At 46.5% G+C, this 20,407-nt stretch carries 22 protein-coding genes; 5 read left to right on the top strand and 17 right to left on the bottom strand.

All coding sequences use genetic code 11. The features are described from left to right. Nucleotides 1–45 precede the first annotated feature (45 nt). Nucleotides 46–462, bottom strand: coding sequence for a DUF4395 domain-containing protein (locus BLV50_RS30430; RefSeq protein WP_090811773.1), 417 nt, complete (start codon nucleotides 460–462; stop codon nucleotides 46–48). 89 nt (nucleotides 463–551) lie between these two features. Then, on the bottom strand, nucleotides 552–1,475 hold the full coding sequence (locus BLV50_RS30425; protein WP_090811771.1) for a ketopantoate reductase family protein: 924 nt from the start codon (nucleotides 1,473–1,475) through the stop codon (nucleotides 552–554). Between the two features lie 168 nt (nucleotides 1,476–1,643). Between BLV50_RS30425 and BLV50_RS30420 the strand changes: the two genes are divergently transcribed. After that, nucleotides 1,644–2,210, top strand: a complete 567-nt coding sequence (locus BLV50_RS30420; protein WP_090811769.1) for a TetR/AcrR family transcriptional regulator — start codon at nucleotides 1,644–1,646, stop codon at nucleotides 2,208–2,210. Here the strand turns inward: BLV50_RS30420 and bioC are convergent. From bioC to BLV50_RS30380, 8 genes are all read right to left on the bottom strand, one after another. Continuing rightward, nucleotides 2,207–3,070 (bottom strand): malonyl-ACP O-methyltransferase BioC, encoded by an 864-nt coding sequence (gene bioC, locus BLV50_RS30415; protein WP_090811767.1) that lies wholly within the window; start codon nucleotides 3,068–3,070, stop codon nucleotides 2,207–2,209. The genes BLV50_RS30420 and bioC overlap by 4 nt on opposite strands. Next, entirely contained in the window at nucleotides 3,051–3,839 is a 789-nt protein-coding gene (locus tag BLV50_RS30410; RefSeq protein ID WP_256338084.1) for an alpha/beta hydrolase, read from the bottom strand. The genes bioC and BLV50_RS30410 overlap by 20 nt, the downstream gene beginning before the upstream one ends. A 5-nt stretch (nucleotides 3,840–3,844) precedes the next feature. Then, nucleotides 3,845–5,023 carry an 8-amino-7-oxononanoate synthase gene (gene bioF, locus BLV50_RS30405; protein ID WP_090811871.1) on the bottom strand — a complete coding sequence of 393 codons (1,179 nt, stop codon included), beginning with the start codon at nucleotides 5,021–5,023 and terminating at the stop codon, nucleotides 3,845–3,847. Nucleotides 5,024–5,036: 13 nt separating this feature from the next. Continuing rightward, nucleotides 5,037–6,035: a biotin synthase BioB gene (gene bioB / locus BLV50_RS30400; RefSeq protein ID WP_090811765.1), complete on the bottom strand. Its 999-nt coding sequence runs from the start codon at nucleotides 6,033–6,035 to the stop codon at nucleotides 5,037–5,039. 2 nt (nucleotides 6,036–6,037) lie between these two features. Continuing rightward, nucleotides 6,038–6,772: a dethiobiotin synthase gene (gene bioD / locus BLV50_RS30395; RefSeq protein WP_090811763.1), complete on the bottom strand. Its 735-nt coding sequence runs from the start codon at nucleotides 6,770–6,772 to the stop codon at nucleotides 6,038–6,040. Next, entirely contained in the window at nucleotides 6,769–8,127 is a 1,359-nt protein-coding gene (gene bioA, locus BLV50_RS30390; RefSeq protein ID WP_072735710.1) for an adenosylmethionine--8-amino-7-oxononanoate transaminase, read from the bottom strand. Before bioA ends, bioD begins: the two co-directional genes overlap by 4 nt. Before the next feature lie 330 nt (nucleotides 8,128–8,457). Then, nucleotides 8,458–9,237 (bottom strand): sirohydrochlorin chelatase, encoded by a 780-nt coding sequence (locus BLV50_RS30385; RefSeq protein WP_090811761.1) that lies wholly within the window; start codon nucleotides 9,235–9,237, stop codon nucleotides 8,458–8,460. A gap of 2 nt (nucleotides 9,238–9,239) precedes the next feature. Then, on the bottom strand, nucleotides 9,240–9,530 hold the full coding sequence (locus tag BLV50_RS30380; RefSeq protein ID WP_017690665.1) for a YerC/YecD family TrpR-related protein: 291 nt from the start codon (nucleotides 9,528–9,530) through the stop codon (nucleotides 9,240–9,242). Nucleotides 9,531–9,979: 449 nt separating this feature from the next. Here BLV50_RS30380 and BLV50_RS30375 point away from each other — a divergent pair, with 449 nt between their 5' ends. Both BLV50_RS30375 and BLV50_RS30370 read left to right on the top strand, forming a co-directional pair. Continuing rightward, complete coding sequence (locus BLV50_RS30375) at nucleotides 9,980–10,612, top strand: hypothetical protein (RefSeq protein ID WP_079697190.1); 633 nt, start codon at nucleotides 9,980–9,982, stop codon at nucleotides 10,610–10,612. Nucleotides 10,613–10,789: 177 nt separating this feature from the next. Continuing rightward, entirely contained in the window at nucleotides 10,790–11,881 is a 1,092-nt protein-coding gene (locus BLV50_RS30370) for a DNA alkylation repair protein (RefSeq protein WP_090811759.1), read from the top strand. A 360-nt stretch (nucleotides 11,882–12,241) separates the two neighbouring features. Here BLV50_RS30370 and corA read toward each other — a convergent pair whose 3' ends face one another. The 4 genes from corA to BLV50_RS30350 all read right to left on the bottom strand — a co-directional run bounded on the left by corA (nucleotide 12,242) and on the right by BLV50_RS30350 (nucleotide 16,459). Further along, on the bottom strand, nucleotides 12,242–13,201 hold the full coding sequence (gene corA / locus BLV50_RS30365) for a magnesium/cobalt transporter CorA (RefSeq protein ID WP_063568080.1): 960 nt from the start codon (nucleotides 13,199–13,201) through the stop codon (nucleotides 12,242–12,244). A 352-nt stretch (nucleotides 13,202–13,553) separates the two neighbouring features. Then, nucleotides 13,554–14,543: an inorganic phosphate transporter gene (locus BLV50_RS30360; protein ID WP_063568079.1), complete on the bottom strand. Its 990-nt coding sequence runs from the start codon at nucleotides 14,541–14,543 to the stop codon at nucleotides 13,554–13,556. A gap of 14 nt (nucleotides 14,544–14,557) precedes the next feature. Beyond that, a complete protein-coding gene (locus BLV50_RS30355) occupies nucleotides 14,558–15,175 on the bottom strand; it encodes a DUF47 domain-containing protein (protein ID WP_063568078.1) in 618 nt (205 codons plus the stop codon). Between the two features lie 216 nt (nucleotides 15,176–15,391). After that, nucleotides 15,392–16,459 carry a DUF3048 domain-containing protein gene (locus BLV50_RS30350; protein ID WP_090811757.1) on the bottom strand — a complete coding sequence of 356 codons (1,068 nt, stop codon included), beginning with the start codon at nucleotides 16,457–16,459 and terminating at the stop codon, nucleotides 15,392–15,394. Between the two features lie 342 nt (nucleotides 16,460–16,801). Here BLV50_RS30350 and BLV50_RS30345 point away from each other — a divergent pair, with 342 nt between their 5' ends. After that, entirely contained in the window at nucleotides 16,802–17,341 is a 540-nt protein-coding gene (locus tag BLV50_RS30345) for a DoxX family protein (RefSeq protein ID WP_090811755.1), read from the top strand. Nucleotides 17,342–17,498: 157 nt separating this feature from the next. After that, complete coding sequence (locus BLV50_RS30340; RefSeq protein ID WP_090811753.1) at nucleotides 17,499–17,711, top strand: hypothetical protein; 213 nt, start codon at nucleotides 17,499–17,501, stop codon at nucleotides 17,709–17,711. 179 nt (nucleotides 17,712–17,890) lie between these two features. On the opposite strand, the gene BLV50_RS30335 is transcribed toward BLV50_RS30340, so the two are convergent. From BLV50_RS30335 to BLV50_RS30325, 3 genes are all read right to left on the bottom strand, one after another. Further along, nucleotides 17,891–18,679 carry a DODA-type extradiol aromatic ring-opening family dioxygenase gene (locus BLV50_RS30335; RefSeq protein ID WP_064642278.1) on the bottom strand — a complete coding sequence of 263 codons (789 nt, stop codon included), beginning with the start codon at nucleotides 18,677–18,679 and terminating at the stop codon, nucleotides 17,891–17,893. A 179-nt stretch (nucleotides 18,680–18,858) separates the two neighbouring features. Further along, nucleotides 18,859–19,689 carry an alpha/beta hydrolase gene (locus BLV50_RS30330; RefSeq protein ID WP_063568073.1) on the bottom strand — a complete coding sequence of 277 codons (831 nt, stop codon included), beginning with the start codon at nucleotides 19,687–19,689 and terminating at the stop codon, nucleotides 18,859–18,861. A gap of 239 nt (nucleotides 19,690–19,928) precedes the next feature. Then, nucleotides 19,929–20,165 carry a hypothetical protein gene (locus tag BLV50_RS30325; RefSeq protein ID WP_063568072.1) on the bottom strand — a complete coding sequence of 79 codons (237 nt, stop codon included), beginning with the start codon at nucleotides 20,163–20,165 and terminating at the stop codon, nucleotides 19,929–19,931. Nucleotides 20,166–20,407 lie beyond the last annotated feature (242 nt).

Below are 20,407 nucleotides of genomic sequence, written 5' to 3'. Positions count from 1 at the left end.
GTAGACACAGAACTTGGAGGGGATTGTTTTGCAATCACATATAGTTTAAAAACCAATCTTTCTGCCAGCTCGGAGCTGTTTATACCAAAAATATACGGTGCAGCCTACACAGTAACCGAGCAATGCAGCACTTGCAGCGAGGAGAAGCATCGACGAGAAAATATAACCTGCTACCTGCCAACCAAGGCCGAATGAGACAAGTGCTAGCGTAAGAAACAATACGGCCAGAACATTGTTGAAGCGTTGCAGTTCCACTGCCTGTGTCTCTGTCCCTTTTCCCGTTAACACGGCCTTCCCAATCTGCACAAACAGATTAAGCTTGCCTCCGGATGCCAAACCAATGACTTGGATGATCCATAAGGCTCCCAGAATTAACGGTTGATTGAACAGAAATGACAGGATGACAAATAGGACAATCCCGATCTGGTTCGCTTTGACATAGCGCATAGGTACTTCCCGCATCTGCATATCTCCTTATCCCCATTTTATTAGTTGGTTTAATTGTAGTCTGTAAATGAAGTAAGAGCAATAGGAAGTTGCTTTGATTATGCTTATAAGAGGGAATAGTCCCTTTTCAAGATCTCCCAATGCGGTGTTGGTATACCAGTAGCCTTTTTCCATTCCGTAAATGCATTATTTAACGCCTCGATCTCTCCAAAGGAACCCGCAACCAGTTTATAGATCGGAAGCATACTATACATCTTTAATAGAAGGTAAAACATCCGCTGATGTTTGCGAATCAGTTTCGCCTGAATCTCCGGTATAATCGTTATGCCCATAGCCTCAAGCACGCTAAAGCCCTCATCCATCGCCCCAATCATATGTTGGATTTGCTTTCTGCTTCCGTCCAGCTTGATCATCTCACGCTTTTCATTAAAGCTCACCGCATTAAGCATCAGAATGGGCACAATATGGCTTTTCAGCCAGGCATCGATATCGTCCAGGTAATTCAACTTGTATTTCGTCTTCTCAAAAGCTTGACCCAGTATCGATTTAAAGGCAATCTCACCGTCCAGTCCACCAATCACCATTTGCCCGCTTGCTCCACCAATGGATAACATCCGGTCTTCTTGCCGCCGCCCACCGCTGACCTGGAAACCAAACGCTATCCTTTTTTCCACCTTGCTGTTTTCCGCCAAAAAGATTTGCATGCTTCGTGCATCTGCATTGTTACCGACGATCACCAAGTTCCTGCTCTGATTGGCTGCCAAAATAGGCAGTACTGATGGAAAATCGTTGTACTTCATAACCACGAAAATAAGATCATATTCATCTTTCTCTTCCAGCGTTCTTGTTACCCGAACCGGATCAACGGTCGTTTTAAGCTGGAACACATGACGAATGACAATACCATCTCTCTCCAGTTCGTCTGCCCGCTTCCCTCTAGCCAGAAGGGTAACGTCATTTCCTCCGCGTACCAGAACCTGCGCCAACTGACTGCCCAGAACGCCTGCGCCATACACTAATATATTCATTAGTTATCCCTCTATTTCAATTTTTTATGGATATTCGTTGTTTTATCAACATTTGTTGATAAAATAAGAGTAACAAAGCATCTGCAACGCTTCAATCGCTAAAATATCCGTTATTGTTGAATAATCAACGAATGGATCCATATTGTTGAAAACATCAAAGGGGGAGCCATGGACAGACGAGTGGTCAAAACAAGAAAAGCCATAACCGATGCCTTTATCGGGTTGTTAGAAGAGCAGGATTTCGAGCAAATTACGATTAATGAGATTGCTGATCGGGCCAATGTGAACCGTGGTACAGTCTATTTGCACTACACGGACAAGTTCGATCTGCTGGATCAAAGCATTGAGACGTATTTGCAGCAGCTGGTGGAGAGCTGTATCGTAGAGAGTCCTACAACGCCCATGACCGTCAAGGAGGCGATGCTCCGAACCTTCTGTTATCTGGAGCAGCACGCCCCTGTTTATACCACGCTATTAACCCAAAAAGGCATTCCTGCTTTTCGAAACCGGCTGATGAAAATCCTGATTCAGGGAGTGGAAGAGCAGGTTGATGCGTGCGGCATTCACAAAGGTACCAATCGGGAGATCACTGTACAATTTCTGGCTTCTGCCGCCGCTGGGCTGCTGGAATGGTGGATCATGAATTCCATGCCTTATCCGGCACAGGAGATTGTCGAAGAACTGATGTCTTTGCTGGAGCTTCATCTGATTCTTCCTTCTCAGGTAAAGGGTTAATAAGGAGCTACGGATTGAATAAACAGGAGATCATATGTTGCCGAGACTCCTCCCTGCGTGCTGAACTTATCCTCGTACTGCTTATACATGTTGGTGAATAAACGTCGTAAACTGTACCCAGGAATCGTTGCTGCTTCTGAAGTGCTGGCTCCCATTCCTTTAACCGAATACAGAAAATCTCTTGCCGAAGCATACTTTTCCATATGAATCGAACGCTCACAATGGAAACTAGAATATCCGGATTCCTGAAGCATGATTTCCCATTGAACAGGTGAATGAAACGAAAGTCCATGTCGCTGTGGTTCCATCCCGTTGGCACGATAAACTTCATCAAATGCCTCATGCATCTCACGAAATGTATCAGGCCCGAAGGTCGTAAATATGAGCAAACCTCCGGGGCGTAGCATTCGCCTCAGATGACTCAGTGTTTCTTGCGGCGAACTTAGCCATTGAAAACAGGCGTTGGAGACGATGATATCCACGGAGCACTCCGATGCATTTACGGCCCATGTCTCAATATCCGCTTGAAGAAAACGCAAACGATCCGTTGTACAATCCCCTTCACCTGGATGCTGTGCTGATCGGAACCGTTTTGAAGCCACTTCGATCATCTCGGGTGCAATATCAAGTGCAATAATATTCGCATTAGGCCATTCATTTACTAGGATTTGAGTCAAAGCCCCTGTGCCACAACCGATTTCGAGAATGCTCGGATCACTTAAGAACCCTTTGTTCTTCCATTCAGCGAGGGATCTTGCTAGCTGATCAGCCATAGAACGCTGAATATGAGCATGTGCATCATAAGAAGTGGCACTACGATTAAATTGGCGTTGAACAACACTACTTCTTCCAATGGTCATGCCACCATCTCCTCCATTCATCAGCGATGTGTACTTCTTTTCCTAAAAAGGGTGCATGCCCGCAGCCTGTTAATGTAATTAACTTGGCTTGAGGTAAATGAGCTGTAAGCTCCAATCCAGCACCGTAAGGACATATCCTATCCTCAGTCCCATGAATAAGAAGAACCGGACAATCGATATTGGGCAATTGAGACAAACATTCTTCGCTTCTCAAAAGCTGAAGGCCTGCCAGTAGCGCTTGCGTTGTCCAGCTACCCGTATGAGGTAGACATTCAGCAAGACCTACTTTCCGTTCTTGCTCCGTAAACATAATCTTTCGAAAATTGGCTTCAACTGCGTGTCGATCCTTTAAAATCCCTTTGATCATCTGCCTAACGTATGCATCTGCTAAGCCGCGGTCAAACTCTTCTTTTGAGCGGGTAAAACGAGCCGTTGCACCGAACAGCACAAGGCCATCCACGTAACCTTTAGCCGCTAGTCTGAGCGCCAGTAAACCTCCGAGCGACCAACCTGATATCAGAAGCGGACCGTGTGCTACTCTCTCCCTGCAAACTGACCCTTCAATACCTAACATGTCTCTAACTGCTGTTTCAGTTAAACACAGGATTTCCTCTGGAGAATCCGCAACACTATAATCTACAGACATATGACGAAATTCAGGCAATAACAGGCGAAGACGGTCAAACACCGCATCAGGCATGCTCCATCCCGTTAGCCATAGTATGGTTCCACTTGTCTCCTGCTCAATTTGCAGTGGACTAATATCCAAGGCATTCATAAGCTCAGCACCCCTAACTGCAGCCCGATTTTACAGATTCGTGCACTGGCATCATTCAGTTCCTTAGGGGTATGGTCGGCAGATAAGGAGAAGCGGATTCGCGCTGTGCCATCAGGAACGGTAGGCGGTCGGATGGCAATCCCAGCAATACCGCCTGCTTCAAGTGCCTCACTGAAACGAAGAGCCCTTTCGTTATCACCGACAATGATCGGCACAATAGGGGAGTCCCCGGTCCCAACGTTAAATCCGGCATCCCTAAGCGAAGAACGAAATAATGGACTTGCCGAGTAGAGGCGTTCCCGGCGCCAATGATCCGCTTGTACCAAAGTTAACGCTGTTGATATACCAGCTACCAGAGAAGGCGGCAATGCCGTTGAATAGATGAGCGGCCTTGCTTTGTTAACGAGAAAGCGGATTAATGTTCTGCTGCCGCAGACATAAGCTCCATATAAACCGAATGATTTGCTAAACGTCCCCATATGCACATCCACATCATGATGCAGACCAAGCTTAAAGCAAAGTCCTTCACCCCGTTTCCCGTAGATGCCCCCGCTGTGCGCCTCATCCACCATCAGCATTGCCCCGTATTCTTGTTTGAGCGCAACGAGCTCTTCCAAGTGTGCTTGATCACCATCCATTGAAAAGACGGCATCCGTGACAATCAGCTTACGTCGTTTATCCCGATATTTGTTCAATAATAGCTTCAGATGTTCCATATCATTATGCCGATACCGGGCATGTTCCGCGCGGCTCAGCACAATACCGTCCACGATGCTGGCATGGTTTAATTGATCGCTAAAAACGACATCACCCCGGCCCACGAGCGCACGAATGACACCAGAATTAGCCATATATCCATTGGCAAAAACAAGCGCAGCTTCACTATGTTGCCAAGTGGCCAGCGCTTCTTCCAGACGGCCATAAGGTGGTCGATTCCCAGTAACAAGACGAGATGCGCCCGAGCCTCCTCCTTCGGTAAGAAGCGCCTCGCGAATTGTATCGATGATAGCGGGATGTCGAGCAAGTCCCAGGTAGTCATTGGAGGCCAGGTTGAGGAGCACTCGGTCTCCTCTCCACGTATACCCAGGAGAATCTGGAACAGCGGCACTATCACTCAAGTAACGTTCATTGGAGGCATCAGCCAATAACGCAAGTTCTTTTTCCATCCAGTTCATATTCCGTACGGCCTTATAGTGCATTTAACTCAATCTCAAAACCCAAATCTTCAATCATTTGATGATCATTTGATATTTCCTGACCTGCTGTCGTTAAATAATCACCTACAAAGAGTGAATTAGCAGCATACAGTGACAAAGGTTGCAATGTACGGAGGTTGATCTCGCGTCCACCCGCAACACGAATCTCTTTAGATGGACAGATGAGCCGAAATAGTGCCAGTACCTTAAGCGCCTTCATAGCCGGAGTGCGTCCCGCTCCTTCCAGAGGGGTCCCCGGTATTGCATTCAGGAAATTAATCGGAATTGAATCCGCATCAAGCTTACGGAGCGCGAAAGCCATCTCAACAATTTCCTGATTACTCTCACCCATACCGATAATGACACCAGAACAGGGAGACATGCCGTATGCTTTAACCTTTTCCACAGTTTCAATTCGCTGGTCATAGGTATGCGTTGTGGTGATCGATGGATAATTGGCCTTGCTTGTGTTCAAGTTGTGATTGTATCGGTGCACGCCTGCTTCAGCCAGACGTTCTGCTTGACCGTCCTTCAAGATTCCTAGACATGCACAGATTTTAAGAGGCATCTTTTCACGGTTTTCTTTTACCGCCTCTACCACTTGATCCAGCTCCTTATTCGTGGGACCTTTCCCTGAAGCTACAATGCAATAGGTTCCTGCTTTACGCGCCATAGCTTCATGTGCTCCTGCAAGCAACGTTTCTTTGTCGAGCAAGCTGTATTTTTGGATGGGAGCGGTGGATACAATGGATTGTGAGCAATAACCGCAGTCTTCGGGACAAAAGCCGCTTTTGGCGTTGATGATCATATTCAGCTTCACTTTTTTGCCGTAAAAATATTGCCTCACTTGAAAAGCCGCTTGCATTAGCGACAGTACCTCATCATCGCTTGCTTCAAGCACGGCAAGTCCTTCTTCCATTGTCAAACATTCGCCATTCAACGATCGTTTCGCAAGCGACGACCATTCTAGATTAGTTACCGTTGTTTTCATCTTCATTCCTCCTCCATGGATTGAACTGTTAATGCCTGTCTGATTGGTGTTAACTGGATCTTTTCTCGAATGACCTGGATCAACATTTCCGTATTCATTTCGTCCATCAAGCGGGGAAAACGTCCAAGAAAGGGGATGCCGCAATAACGTTCAATCAGCTCCGCGTTTGTTGTGATGCTGGAATCGTTATAAATCTCGTCAGATTCACCATCGTTAAGAATAAAACCTACGATCGGTACCCCATGCTGCTGCAGGTATGACACTGTAAGAAGTGTATGATTAATCGTACCTAAACCTGTCCGCGCAACGATCAGGGCCGGTGTTCGAAGCTCCGAGATCAAATCTACTACAAGAGAGTCTTCGGTCAGTGGAACAGCGACGCCGCCTGCCCCTTCAATGAGTATCGACTCGTATCGATTTGCCAGTGGCTGACCCGCACTGATAATCTCCTGTAACGTAATATCCACCCCATCCTGCTTGGCAGCGAGCATCGGGGTCAGTGGAGCTTGGAATGTAAATGGCGCCACATCCTCGGCACGCTCATGAATTCCGGTGTATTGCAACAGGCGTTCTGCATCGGTTTCTCCGCTGCCAAGAAGTGCACCGGATTGCACGGGCTTCCAGACGCCTATATTCCGTTTTTCAGCTCGAAGCGCAGCCACAAGAGCCCCTGTAACGATTGTTTTCCCAACCCCTGTGTCCGTACCTGTTACGAATAATCCGCGAATTACATTCATGATTCCAAACCACCTTCGGTGACGTCAAAAATGGATTGCATCAAGATATCAATCATTGCTTCAAGCTCAGCCTCTGTGCTAGCAAGAGGAGGAATGAACACAATAACATTACCAAGGGGTCTCGTAAGCATGCCAAGCTCTCTGGCCCGCTCCGTTACACGAACGCCGATACGTTCGGCCCAATCGTACGGTTCCCGAGTTGCTTTATCCCGTACAAGCTCAATTCCTAACATCAATCCCTTCTGCCTGATATCCCCGACGTGCGGAGAATCTTTAAGTACTGAGAGCTTCTGCTCTACAAAAGCCGCCTTTGCTCTTACACCTTCCACTAGGTTGCGCTCTTCAAATAGTTTCAAGTTAGCCAAAGCAACTGCGCAACCGAGCGGGTTACCTGTGAAGGAATGACCGTGGAAAAATGTTTTTTGCTCCTCATAATCGGCATAAAATGCGCTGTACACCTCATCTGTTGCCAGTGTCGCTGCCACAGGTAAGTAGCCGCCTGTAAGACCTTTGCCTATCACCATCAAATCAGGTGAAACTTCTTCGAGATCACAAGCAAACATAGCACCTGTCCTACCGAAGCCTGTCGCCACCTCATCGGCTATGAACAGTACACCGTATGTACGGCAAAGTGCTGCCATCTCGCGTAGACAGCCCTCTGGCATAATAAGGATACCACTAGCTCCTTGCACAATCGGCTCCACAATAATAGCCGCGATTTCATCTGCACTGGTTTCAAGTACATTACGCAATGCGGTTAAAGTAGCTTCCATGGCTTCCCGCTCGCCGTCCTCATGTCGATAAATGTAAGGATATGGAATGACATGAGTAGGAAATAGCATGGGACGGAACACATCATGGTACAACGGAATTGCACCGACACTCACCGCACCAATCGTATCTCCGTGATAGGCTTGATTCATCGTGATAAACTTCGTTTTACCGGTTTCTCCTCGGTTCTTCCAGTATTGAAACGCCATTTTCACTGCGATCTCAACACCCGTTGCGCCCGAATCGGAATAAAATACTTTATTTAATCCCTCTGGGGAAATCTCTACTAGTTTCTCAGCAAGTTCAATAGCTGGCACATTAGCCATTCCGAGTAACGTAGAATGTGCAACACGTTCCAACTGATCCGTTATGGCTTGGTTCAGCTCGGGTATGTTATGTCCGTGAACATTAAGCCAAACCGAGGAGAAGCCATCATAATAAGCACGTCCCTGGACGTCATAGAGCATGACGCCTTCGCCTCGTTCAATGATGAGAGGATCAGAGTTATTGTAATCTTTCATCTGCGTAAAAGGGTTCCATAAATGGGCCTTATTTATAGCTGCAAGCCGTTCATAATGTGTCACAAGATATCACCTTCCTTTAGAGTATTTCAATTGTTAACCAAAATTATTTTCAAGGTTAACAATTGAATGTTGACATCTTATCAGACAAAAACTTTCCTGTAAAGATAATCATTTCTGAGTTAAAACCCTCACCTCCACTCTGTATGAACGGATTGAACCCGGAACTTCGGCTCGTAAAGGGTTTGGCCTAATACAAAAAAACACGCCTGATTCGGCGTGTTTTGTCTAAAATACATATAAAAACAAAAAAACGGCATCTCTGCCGTTTGTGTTTAAGCTATTGTTAGAGATAACGGGAATAATCGCCAGCAGCGACTTGTTTTCCCTGAATTAAAACCTAACCTTATTACATCTTTCCAGTAAAAGTTGAATTTGGCGCTCCAGCCACTTTCCTAATAAAGGATGTGGAAGCAGTGTCTCACCACTATACGCGTAATCCAGTTCCTTCAGCCGGCCCGGGATCGCCTTCATGGTGAAATAACCGGCACTCAAAAACAGCGGCGCCACAATAACCCGGCTCCCCCGCTCTTCACTCCAGTATTTCGCCTTGTCGTACACACTATCCGGATTTAGCAGCGCATAATCGGTATGAGCAACACCGCTTACTTCCTGCACCCGCTGTGCGAGTGAAGAAATGCCCGCTTCCCAGCGCTGACGGAATCCATCGTGAATACTCCCATGTCCGACTAACAGAATCGTCTCCTGTTCTGGTTGCTGCGACAGGGCCTTTACCTTGTCCCAGACCATAACCGCAATATCCGGGTCGTTATCCACAGGATAACCGAAGTGAATTTGTGCATTCACCTCGAAGGGTTCCAGATCAGTCTCACGCTCCGGAGCGTCTTTGGCACCGATGGCATACTCAATCTCATCCACATGTGTACTACCGGACGAAACAAACAGAGGTACGACCAATATATCAGTTACGCCCTGTGCTTCCAGTCGGTTGATACCGTCCTGGATCAGGCGTCCCTCCACAAGCTCAAGAAACCCGGCTTCAACGGGCAAGGGTACAGGCAGATTCAACCGGGAGACCGCGTCATCGACGGATTCTACCCAGGTCTTCTCCTGAGAACCGTGACTAATGATGAGTACACCCGGTTTCTTCATCCTTAACGTCCCAGGCGTTCCAGCGTCATTTTATAACCGTCATTACCGTAGTTCAAGCAGCGTTTTACACGAGAGATCGTGGCTGTACTTGCACCTGTCTCAGCTTCAATCTGGTTATAGGTATTTCCTTTGCCAAGCATACGCGCTACTTCCAGCCGCTGGGACATGGATTGAATCTCGTTTACCGTGCAGAGGTCATCAAAAAACACATAACACTCTTCAATATCTTTCAGAGTCAAAATAGCCTCAAATAATTGTTCAATGCTTTTATCATTTAGCTTTTTCAGCTGCATTTCATCATCATCCCCTAGCGGTTACTGTGTACCTTCATTGTACCCAGCCTGAGTTGGTATTTCAAGCGTTAACGATTTCACGCACTACAGAATAAAAATACATGTTACCGCTTTCATATAGCATTAATGTCCTTCCTGCGCGCACAATCCCCCTCTATCTCACGATTTATCCCCTTTTTCCGCGTATATTTCCGATTAATTATGTAGGAATTGTTATGTTTAAAATGTGACAAATTTATGTCCAAACCATATAATTCCACTGCGAACCTATCATACTCTCCTGCGCCCAAATCCGCAAATATCCCGTTTTACGGGATACTCGCCTACGCCGTCTCTCCGCTAATGACATACAGTATAGCAAAAGGGAGTTCCAACTCGGTCTGTTATGCACGTCCAGCAGCTGAAGGAACGCAATTCCGAAATCCAACATAGAAGGAACGTGATAGTTCATGCCACAGCATTATTATCACCGCCAGCCCGCTCCACGGCAGCGTCCGGCTTCCCATACGCAACGGCAGGCCCATACTACTGCCTATATGCCGCCACGGGCATTGAATGAAGCTCAGGTTCCACCCATGTATCCTGGAGTAGAGCCTTACTACCCTCAATTCCAAGAGGTTGAAGCATCCGGACTTGTGCCTTATAGTCCAGGTGGTCCCGGGGGACCCGGTGGAAACTTTTTCGGCGGGGGAGCTCCTGTTGCTCCCCCTGTTCCGGTGGAAGCGCCTGCGTCTTCCTCAGGCTTTTCCCTGGCCAACATCGGAGAACTGAAAGGAATGATCGACCGCTTCGGTGGAATTGATGGCATCATGAGTGGAATCGGCAAAATGCAAAAGGTCGTTGGCGGCTTCCAGCAGATGGCACCCATGATGAAACTAGTGATGGGGATTCTGCCTTTTGGAAAAGGAAAAAAGGGAAGCAGTGTTGCGGATAAAGATTATGAAGAGTATTCGCCACCTCGCTCACGCAAACGCCGTAAAAAAACGACCTCTGCTCCGCGCAAACGGAACACGAATAGTAAAACTGGCCGGAATAAATCCAATTCTACCAAACATCGTCCTAAAAAAAGCAAAAAGCTCTAACTCTTTTCCCAGGCGCCCTCTTACATAAGGGGGGGCCTTAATCCACTTCCATCTTATTCTCCCCTTCAATCCACTCATTCTTTCATATAAGAGAATATTCATAACCTTTTCTTAAGAACCTATGTTCTTATTCCCGTGAATTGAGGTATACTGTGTTATAGATAAAGGAGGCGGATTATGGAACTGTTTAAAGACAAATATACTCCCGCATTAATCGACCGGACAGGAGAAAGGTTACACCAATTCTACCCCAAGTTGGACAAGCAGCAATTTCGTGAACTTGTATTTGCCGAAGGCTGGGGAGAGCTGGAATTCAAAGCTCGTATCCGCCGCATTACGTCGGTATTGACCGAAGTGCTCCCTGACAACTATGAAGAGGCATTACACGTGATTGAACAGGCAGCACCACAGATGCGAGGGGTCGAGTATTTGTTCGTTCCTGATTTTATTGAAGTCAACGGACTTGCGCCGGAAAACTACGAACTATCCATGAAGTACTTGACCCTCTTCACACCTTATTCCAGTTCCGAGTTCGCGGTACGCCCGTTTATTGAACGCTACCCGATCGAAACGATGAAACGCATGATGGAATGGACGGGAAGTTCCAATGAACATATACGCAGGCTTGCCAGTGAGGGCAGCCGTCCACGTCTTCCATGGGGTTCCAAACTTCGGGAATTCATCACTGATCCCACCCCAGTACTTCCCATTCTGCATGAATTGAAGCAGGACGAGTCCCTGTATGTCCGAAAAAGTGTAGCCAATCACCTGAACGACATCTCGAAAGACCATCCAGAACTGGTCCTGGATTTGGCCTCAAGCTGGTACGGACAACATGAACATACGGACTGGATCGTTCGTCATGCAAGCCGCTCATTACTGAAAAAGGGACATCCGAAGGCGCTGAGTCTCTTTGGTTATGTCGAGCAGGATGCGACACATATCGAGCATCTTCAGCTTGCAAGAGATACCGTGGCCATCGGGGAAGATCTTCATTTTTCCTTTGATGTCGTTAATGAAAGTGGTCAGTCACAGATGCTGCGAATCGAATATGAAATCGGATATATGAAAGCAAATGGCAAGCAGGCACCCAAGCGGTTCAAATGCTCTGACAAAACCTTCCCTACCGGAAGAACCACGGTTGCAACGAAGCAATCGTTCAAAGTCATTACGACGAGAAAGCATTACGCTGGTTTGCATACGCTAACGATTGTCGTTAATGGACAACCTACAGCTACAGCCACATTTGTATTGGAGCAAACAGAGTAACCTGCGAAGGGCCAGTAGCCATCCAACTTATCATAAAAAGGTAGCAAGGTTCTTTTATGATATAAATCCCATGTTAAAATTCAGCTCATAGAATCCATTCCTTGAGAAATTCCCCAAGGCGTCTTCAGTACTGAAGATGCCTATTACTTTTTCCACCCTGTTCGTAACAGCCAAATTCCCCCTCAAATAAAGTTATGCACATGATGCTTCTTCATTTATTTTATCCACATGTGGACATCTATTCCGAAAATGAATCTATATGTACTCTTATTTGCCCTCTTATGCACATCATACACAGGCTAAAGAAGCGATCTGTGGAGATCGCTAACTCTTCACTTGCTATTCAGTTTCTATTCTTCCTTACTTAAACCAGCCCCGCTTCACGAACCAGGCCACCATGCTTCCGCCCAGAATAAACATCAACAGCAGGACAGCCCCATAGCCAAACTTCCATTGCAGCTCAGGCATATAAGCAAAGTTCATGCCATAGATCCCTGCGATCAGCGTCAGTGGCATAAAGACTGTTGTTATCACGGTGAGGGTCTTCATAATCTGGTTCATACGGTTGGAATTCAGCGAAATGTAACTGTCGCGCAGGTCAGCCGTCATCTCCCGATCAGCTTCAATCATATCCGTCAGCTTCAACAAATGGTCATAGATATCGGTAAAATATACGGTATGCTCTCCTGTTCTCTGCACATGCTGAGAATTGACTACACGATAGAGCAGATCCCTCATAGGCACTACCGTCCGTCTAAGCTTCAGCAGTCGACTGCGCAAGTCGAACACCTGATTCATCAGGTCTTCCACCGACTCCTTGCCGCCCCGGTTCTCCAGTTCAGCCAGCTCATCCTCTATGGCAAACAGAGACGGGAAATAATGATCGACCAACTTGTCCATCACCGTATATGCCGCTGCCACCGGGCCTCGGGCCCAGATGGTTCGTTCGTGCGCATGATGCAGCAACCTCTCCCAAGCTTCATCAACTTCCTCCAGTGCCCCGTGATGAAAGGATACCAGGAAGTTCGCACCCAGAAACAGGTCCACCTCTTCCGCTTCCAATGTGGTCGGATTCAGTGCATGCAGCACGAGGAACTGCAAATTGTCATAATAATCGAGCTTAGGTCGCTGCAATACATGCATACAATCCTCAATAGCTAATGGATGAAAATGAAAATATGTATCGAGCAACTGGCTTTCCTCTTCGGAAGGCTGATTGAAATCTGCCCATACCCAAGCGTAATCCTGCAGATCCAGCTGTGTAAGCGGTACATTTACAGATACCTGATGATCCCGTGAGATGGCGAGTGTACGAATCATAAAATAGACCACGTCCTTGTCTTGTATCCTTTACGTTATTGTACAACTTTAACCACTGAACCGTCTCCTGCAACAGCCCATTATACACACGTTATCCTGCAAACGCGACAACAAAAAAAGCCAACCCTGTTGGCTTCTCTCATTTCCCTATCCACAGTTTCCTGTATCCACAGGAATATCTTCTTTTGGTTTATCATTCCACGGATGGCTATCCACATATCCAGCCTGTCCACACGTTCATGCACAGGCGTCTCTTCTTTTTGGTTGTATAATTGTCCACATATCCCGATATTCACATAGTTATGAACAGTTTGTCTGAAACCCAGAATTTGTCCCGGAACAGATTTTCGAATTAGAAAATGATCCAGTACAACAATCCTGCCAGCGCCCCAGTAATCGGAATCGTAATAAACCACGTAATAATGATACGTCCGGCAAGTCCCCATTTCACGGCTGAGAAACGTTTCGCGGAACCAACACCCAGAATGGCAGATGTGATTGCGTGAGTTGTACTCACCGGCAGGTGGAGCAAGGTTGCCGAGAAAATAACAGATGCGGCTGATAGATCAGCTGCAAACCCGTTAATCGGTTCAATTTTGAAAATTTTGGTTCCCATCGTTTTAATGATTTTCCAACCACCGATGGAAGTACCGAGTGCCATCGCTGTTGCCGCGGAGATTTTAACCCACAACGGAACATCCAGATGATCCTGTACGCCTGCTGCGACCAGTGCAAAAGTAATAATCCCCATTGCCTTCTGCGCATCATTGGTACCATGCGTAAACGCCTGGAGCGCTGCTGTGAAAATCTGTACCGTACGGAAACCTTTGTTCACATTATGCGGACTGCGTTTGGCAAAAATATATTTGAGAATGGTCATGACCACATAACCGATGGCAAATGCGATCAGAGGTGATAATAACAATCCTCCGACGATGTCAATGAATCCACTCCATTTGACTTTATCAGCGCCTGCGCCAACGAGTACAGCTCCTGCAAGGGCTCCAATCAATGCATGTGAGGAAGAGGACGGAATACCAAACCACCATGTAACCAGGTTCCAGATAATCGCCGCGATCAAGGTGACTATGACGACCTCAATCCCGTTATCTAGCGTGGTGGGGTCGGTTACACTCCCCCCAATCGTCTTCGCAACTCCCGTAAACATCATGGCACCGACAAAGTTCATCACCGCAGCCATAAGAATAGCTCGGCGTGGCGTCAGTGCTCGGGTCGAGACCGAAGTTGCAATGGCATTCGCCGTGTCGTGGAATCCGTTGATGAAGTCAAACGCCAGTGCAAGGAAGACGACTATACCCAATACCCAAATCGTTGTTTCCATTATTCTCTGGCTCCTTAAGAATTACGCATGATGATGGATTCAAGCACATTGGCAACATGTTCACAAGCATCCGTTGTCGTCTCAAGACGTTCATAGATTTCTTTGCGCTTGATCAATTCAATCGGATCAGGCACGGTAGCAAAAAGGTTCTTGATACAGTTGCGCAGCACTTCGTCGCCCTGGTTTTCCAGATCGTTCAGACGAATCGTGTACTCGCGAATCGCCAGCAATTTTTTCTGAGACAGCAAGTGAATGGCCTTCTGAATTTCGTAAGCCGATTGGCGCAAAATTTCAGCGAATTGAACAATATATTCGTCCGGGTCAGTCAGTTGGTACATATAGAAACGGGAAGCCGTTGCTTCAAGCCCGTCCAATACGTCATCAAGTGTTGTTGTCAGTTCCATAATATCATCGCGTTCGATCGGCGTGATAAATGTCTTGTTGAGCTCTGTAATGACGGTATGCACATAATCATCACACTGGGACTCGTACTTCTTCATTTCATTGGCAAAAAGAGTCACATCCTGAAGGTTGGAAACATGTTGGGAGAAATAATCAGCCGCTTGCACGACCGTATCTGCCATGTTCTCTAGTGTCTCAAAAAATATATCCTTCTTCTTCTTAAGCTTCATAGCTCTATCCCCTTTACGAGAAATTGCCGATAACCGATGAAACATGAAATGACAACCTTTGATATCTTATCATAAATGTTTCACGGTTTGTACATAAGGCATGATCCTTTTTTATATTCTTATCACATAAATCTGAAATGAATCTTAATTATTTGGAATGGCTGGAAAAATGATGATGAAATTTTACACTGCGTTTACATTTCTCTTCAAATTGGATTAATTTTCAATTTCGACATGCCCTGCAAAATCAGGCTGATTCGGAACGATACTAATAAAAGTCTTGCCAGGAATAAGAGCAACTTCGGACCCATTTTGCACAAATCGAATAATGTCACCTGGTTTTTTGACCCACTGTCCTCGAATCATTTTGCCTTTTTGAAACAGCATGGCTTCACCGCCCTGCTCCAAATTAACGGAAATTCTGCCCACATTGTCGAGCACCTTGTGATCCGCACCCGCTACAATAATATTGGCCGCTCCAATGGGATTGCCGTTATCCAGATCCTGATCTGCCTTTCCGTTCACCAATCTCATATATCGTCCGCTAACTTCATCATAATCATACGTGACCCGGTAACTCTCCAATAAATAATGAATATCGAATTGCTTGGCCACCTCTCCCGCGGACGTGGCACCTTCCTCGTTATACGTATATACAGGGGACTTAAAGTCGTGACTAAAGCCTTTGGTATCCGCCCCTTCTCTAAGCTTGTCCGCCGACGTATATAGATTGTGCGGTGCTTTACGATCGGAGGAACGCCAGAAATAAGGGCCGCTATTCGATATCTCATCCATATGCTGTTTCTGCTGCTTTTGCAAAATGGAATAGGCATCCGGGCTGCCACCCGCATGAACCAATACCCCATCGTAACTCTCACCAAGCTCGATCAGATACGGACGGATACTGCGCACGGGTCCAACCGTGTCTGCCCCACCTTCACTTTGGAAGATGGCAATAAAACGGGTAATACCTCCCTCAGCGAGCACTTCAATAATAATATCTGCCGCACTCAGACCTGACTGGGGCTGCGCTGCAGGTGCATTGTTAATCATAACTGCCAGCGGACGGCGCGTAATTGCTTCATCAACAGGCAGACCCGTCAGTGGTGCTGTGTAGAGCGATGTGGCAGGTTCTTCTGTCTCTTGTTCTTCCTGTATGGGTGTAGGAACGGACTCCGGCTTCGGAATCTGGACCATCTCCTTATTCTGGCAAGCGACCAGACTCAGGGCCAGAATAAGCAGCGACGCCGCTGACGTCGTTTTGTTCCATTTCAGTTGCTTCAATATATGTACCTCCTGGACGATATGGCTGAAATCTAGGCTGTAGTTGCTCTTATGTAAGTGACCATTTCACGTATTTCTTTCCATTTAATCACACACAGCACCATTTGTCTTCGATAAGGAGAGCATTTTCTACCCTGCATTTCACGTTTGAAACTTGAGACAGGATGAAAAATATGTCCTAAATGTGAACTTCTCAAACCTTACTTAAAATTTGAACTAGATTGTGATAATAATCACAAACAGAATGACTTTTGAACTATACAATAAAGACATCAAAGGTGATCACTTAGAAAAACAAAAAAAAAAACAACACACACTAAATTCCATGAAGGAGTGGTTTATATGTTCAGCTTCAACCAATGGCTTAGAGAAAACAAAGTGGCAATGTGGATTTTGACAGTACTTCGGGTGTATATCGGTTACGACTGGATGACACACGGATGGGGCAAATTAACAGGTGGATTCCAAGCTGGCGGATTCCTTGCAGGCGCTGTAGGAAAAGCAACGGGTGAAAACCCAACCGTTCAAGCTTGGTGGGGAACATTCCTTGAGAACTTCGCAGTACCAAATGCAGGACTGTTCGACTTCGTTATCCCTCTGGGTGAATTCCTTGTAGGTCTGGGTCTCATTCTTGGATGCTTTACAACACTTGCAGCACTGATGGCGATGGTCATGAACTTCGCGTTCCTCTTCTCGGGAACAGTAAGCACGAATGCTCAATTAGTTCTGATGGAAATCTTCCTTGTAGTCGCTGGTGCAAATGCTGGTAAAATCGGTTTGGATCATTGGGTAATGCCTTACCTTCGCGGATTGTTCACTCGCAATAAAGGCAGTCAGCCTAAAGATACACCAACGATAAATCATACGCACAAAACAGCCTAAATATTAAATAGACATTTTACGGTCCTGCTCCCCTCCCCCTGGAGAGCAGGACTTTTTTGTTTTTTATATATGCTTGTAGGTCAACTGACTTGCCCATCGACAGAAACACGTATTATGATGAACATATCGATCGATTACAATCAAAGGAGTACATGACATGCCAACCCAGCGCCGCCTTGAAACCGATGCCGACTTCCAGGAAGCCATGGAAATGAAGCATAAAGTTCGTGTTTTTAAAGATAATCACCAGATTGATTCCGGTGGCGTCATTATCCGTTTTGACAGCAATACCGTTGTTATTCAGTCCAGTGTAAGTGAACTGGCATATCACTCGCGTATAGCATGTGAGCTTTTTGAGATTCGCAAGTGATTATACTAAATTGCAGTATGCTCAGTCATAGAAAAAGGTTCCTGAGGCCCATTACGCTGGCCGCAGAAACCTTTTTTTGGTTCGGCTAATTCATAACCTAAGTCTATCTGGTCGATGAACTAGGTGTATTTGCAAAATAAAACTTAAAGACTTGTTCACATACTCTTGTCTGTTCCAAGTTATACGCCGTCACCAAACTGCCAGCAGTTTAAACTGAGCGTACCGTAAGGATACGACTGGAATAGACGTTTTGCAGATCGTGACATATCGGCCGTACCCATAGCATAGAACAAAGGCGCAATGTGCTCCGTTCCATAAGATGGAACTGCTGTGCGGGCATGGGGCGCTTTTTTGTCATACTGAAACAGCTCTCTCGTATTCCACTGCTCAAGCCGCTCGCCAATCCAGTTATCGAATTCCACTGCCCAGTCTTGCGGCGGTTCATCATTACTGCCAAGCATACGCAAGTTATGAACCGTTCCACCGCTGCCAATGATCAGCACATTATCATGACGCAGCTGCTCCAGCATCCGGCCTATATCATACTGTTCCTGCGGGGAACGCAACGAGTCGACAGATACCGCAATAACAGGAATATTGGCCTCTGGATACATGTGTAACAGCGGTACCCATACCCCGTGATCCAATCCCCGGCCTCGAACCGGTTGATGTGGAAGATTACTACGAGTGAACAGAGCGCAGATCTCATTCGCAAGGTCTGGCTGACCAGGAGCCGAGTAATTCATTGTATACATATTAGAGGGAAATCCGTAAAAATCATGCAAGGTCTGATGTGTATCATCCATTGTCACGGACGGTTCGGGACGATCCCAATGCGCCGTAAATACAACAATGGCTTTCGGAGCCGGCAGCCTGTCTCCAAGCTGGTTCAAAAAGTGAGTGTAGTCATTGCTCTCCACCGCCAGAGCGGGAGAACCATGCGCAATGAATAGTGCGGGTAATGTCATTGCTGCCAACCTCCAGACACGGATAGGATGCTTACCCTTCTATTTTACCCCGAAGAAGGCGCTTTTCCAAGCTAACATCCCAATCAGATGCAATATGGACGCGCATGTTACCTTATGGACCGATCCATGTTGGCTATAGAATGCTCCAGCCTAATCATAGAGATTGATATTTAGCCCTCTTAGATCATCCAGTGCTGCCAATCCTGTTCAATCTTCTGACGCTCTCCTAGCCATTCTCTCGTACGCGTAATCAGCTGTTCACGCTCTTTACCGGAAGAGAAGGTATGATCGCCCTGGAAAATAATCTCCTTGTCGCAGCGGCCTTCCTGGCGCATCCAGAATACCTTTTGATACAGGAATGCGTAATCGACAGGAATGATCTCATCCGACGTGCCGTGCACCACCAGAACATCTCCGTTAAATTTAACGGCTTCCTGGTAAGGCTGATGTTCAGCCAGTGATTCAAAGAATGCTGGTGTAAACTTGTAGCCAAGATAATCAGCAGACCCCAGTTTCACCCCTTCATCGTACACATCACGTCCGGTAATCTTCACAATATCGTTGAACGGATATCCCACTGATGACCACATGACGAGATTCTTAACTCGTTTGTCGCGGACAGCAGTCAGCAGAGCAACAGCTCCACCCAGACTATGACCAATCAGCGTTACACGGGTTGGATCTACATCACTGCAATTTACCGCATAGTCCAGCACAGAACGTGTTTGGGTAATCATGGATTCAAGTCCTTCAGCTCCATACTCACCGCTGCTCTCCCCACAGCCGATGTAATCGAAGCGCAGCACCAAATACCCATCTTCGGCCAGCTCACGGGCGGTCTTCACAAAGAGACGATCTACACCGATCCGACTTCCTACGAATCCATGGCAGATGACAGCAAGAGGCACGCGCTGTTGGTGATTTCCCTCCTTGATGTCTTTAACGACCGGATAATGAATCGTGGCTGTTAATTCTTCCTGCCCATGACGAATACTGATCTGACGCTCCATGCCTATTTCCCCTTTCCATTCTTCCCTGCTCATGTTCACTTTGTTAATTATATATAAATCCGATAAGTTTAATGTGTATTAAGATGATATTAGTATATTATCATCCTGTGAACCTCAAGTCAACGTGAGGAAATGTCCATTTCCAGACGTACCTTGTCTACATTTTATCGGTAATTCCGCAAAAAAAATGAGCCAAGCTGACAACAGCTGACTCGAGTCATTCCTAATATTTGAGGCCACTACTCATAACTGCGACGGAACATCTCATGGGTCTCTACTCGACCCTGCCATTCATGTTCATGAACCGAATTTGAGCTCCCCCAGAAGCTCCCTGATTGAAAGGTTCCTTCTGAATACTCTTCCGCATACTCCGCATCCTCCAACGTCTCCTCCATTGGCACAACCTCATCCGTTACTCCTCGGGAGTTGCTGTTTAGCAGCAGCTTCCTTGTTAATTGTTCTGTTTGTTGATCCATCCCTGCCACACTCCAATCCCTGGTTTCTGTTGGAAATGCTACTATTGTGGTGGAATCGGCTGTACTTTATTCATTCTTCACACAATCGTTAGAACTGGATGAGCACTTACGCATATTAACGTCGAACCACGGAGAACCTAAGCCATATATCATAGCCAACATTTGCCTCCAATTCCTTCTGGCGAAAGGGTTGAATTCATGGAACACATCTTGGAATGGATTCGTAGTCACGGAAAACTGGT

Source organism: Paenibacillus sp. 276b (genome assembly GCF_900107875.1).
Classification (GTDB): domain Bacteria; phylum Bacillota; class Bacilli; order Paenibacillales; family Paenibacillaceae; genus Paenibacillus; species Paenibacillus marchantiae.
The sequence above is the reverse complement of the archived record's forward strand: the minus strand, read 5'-3'. Positions and strand labels throughout refer to the sequence as shown.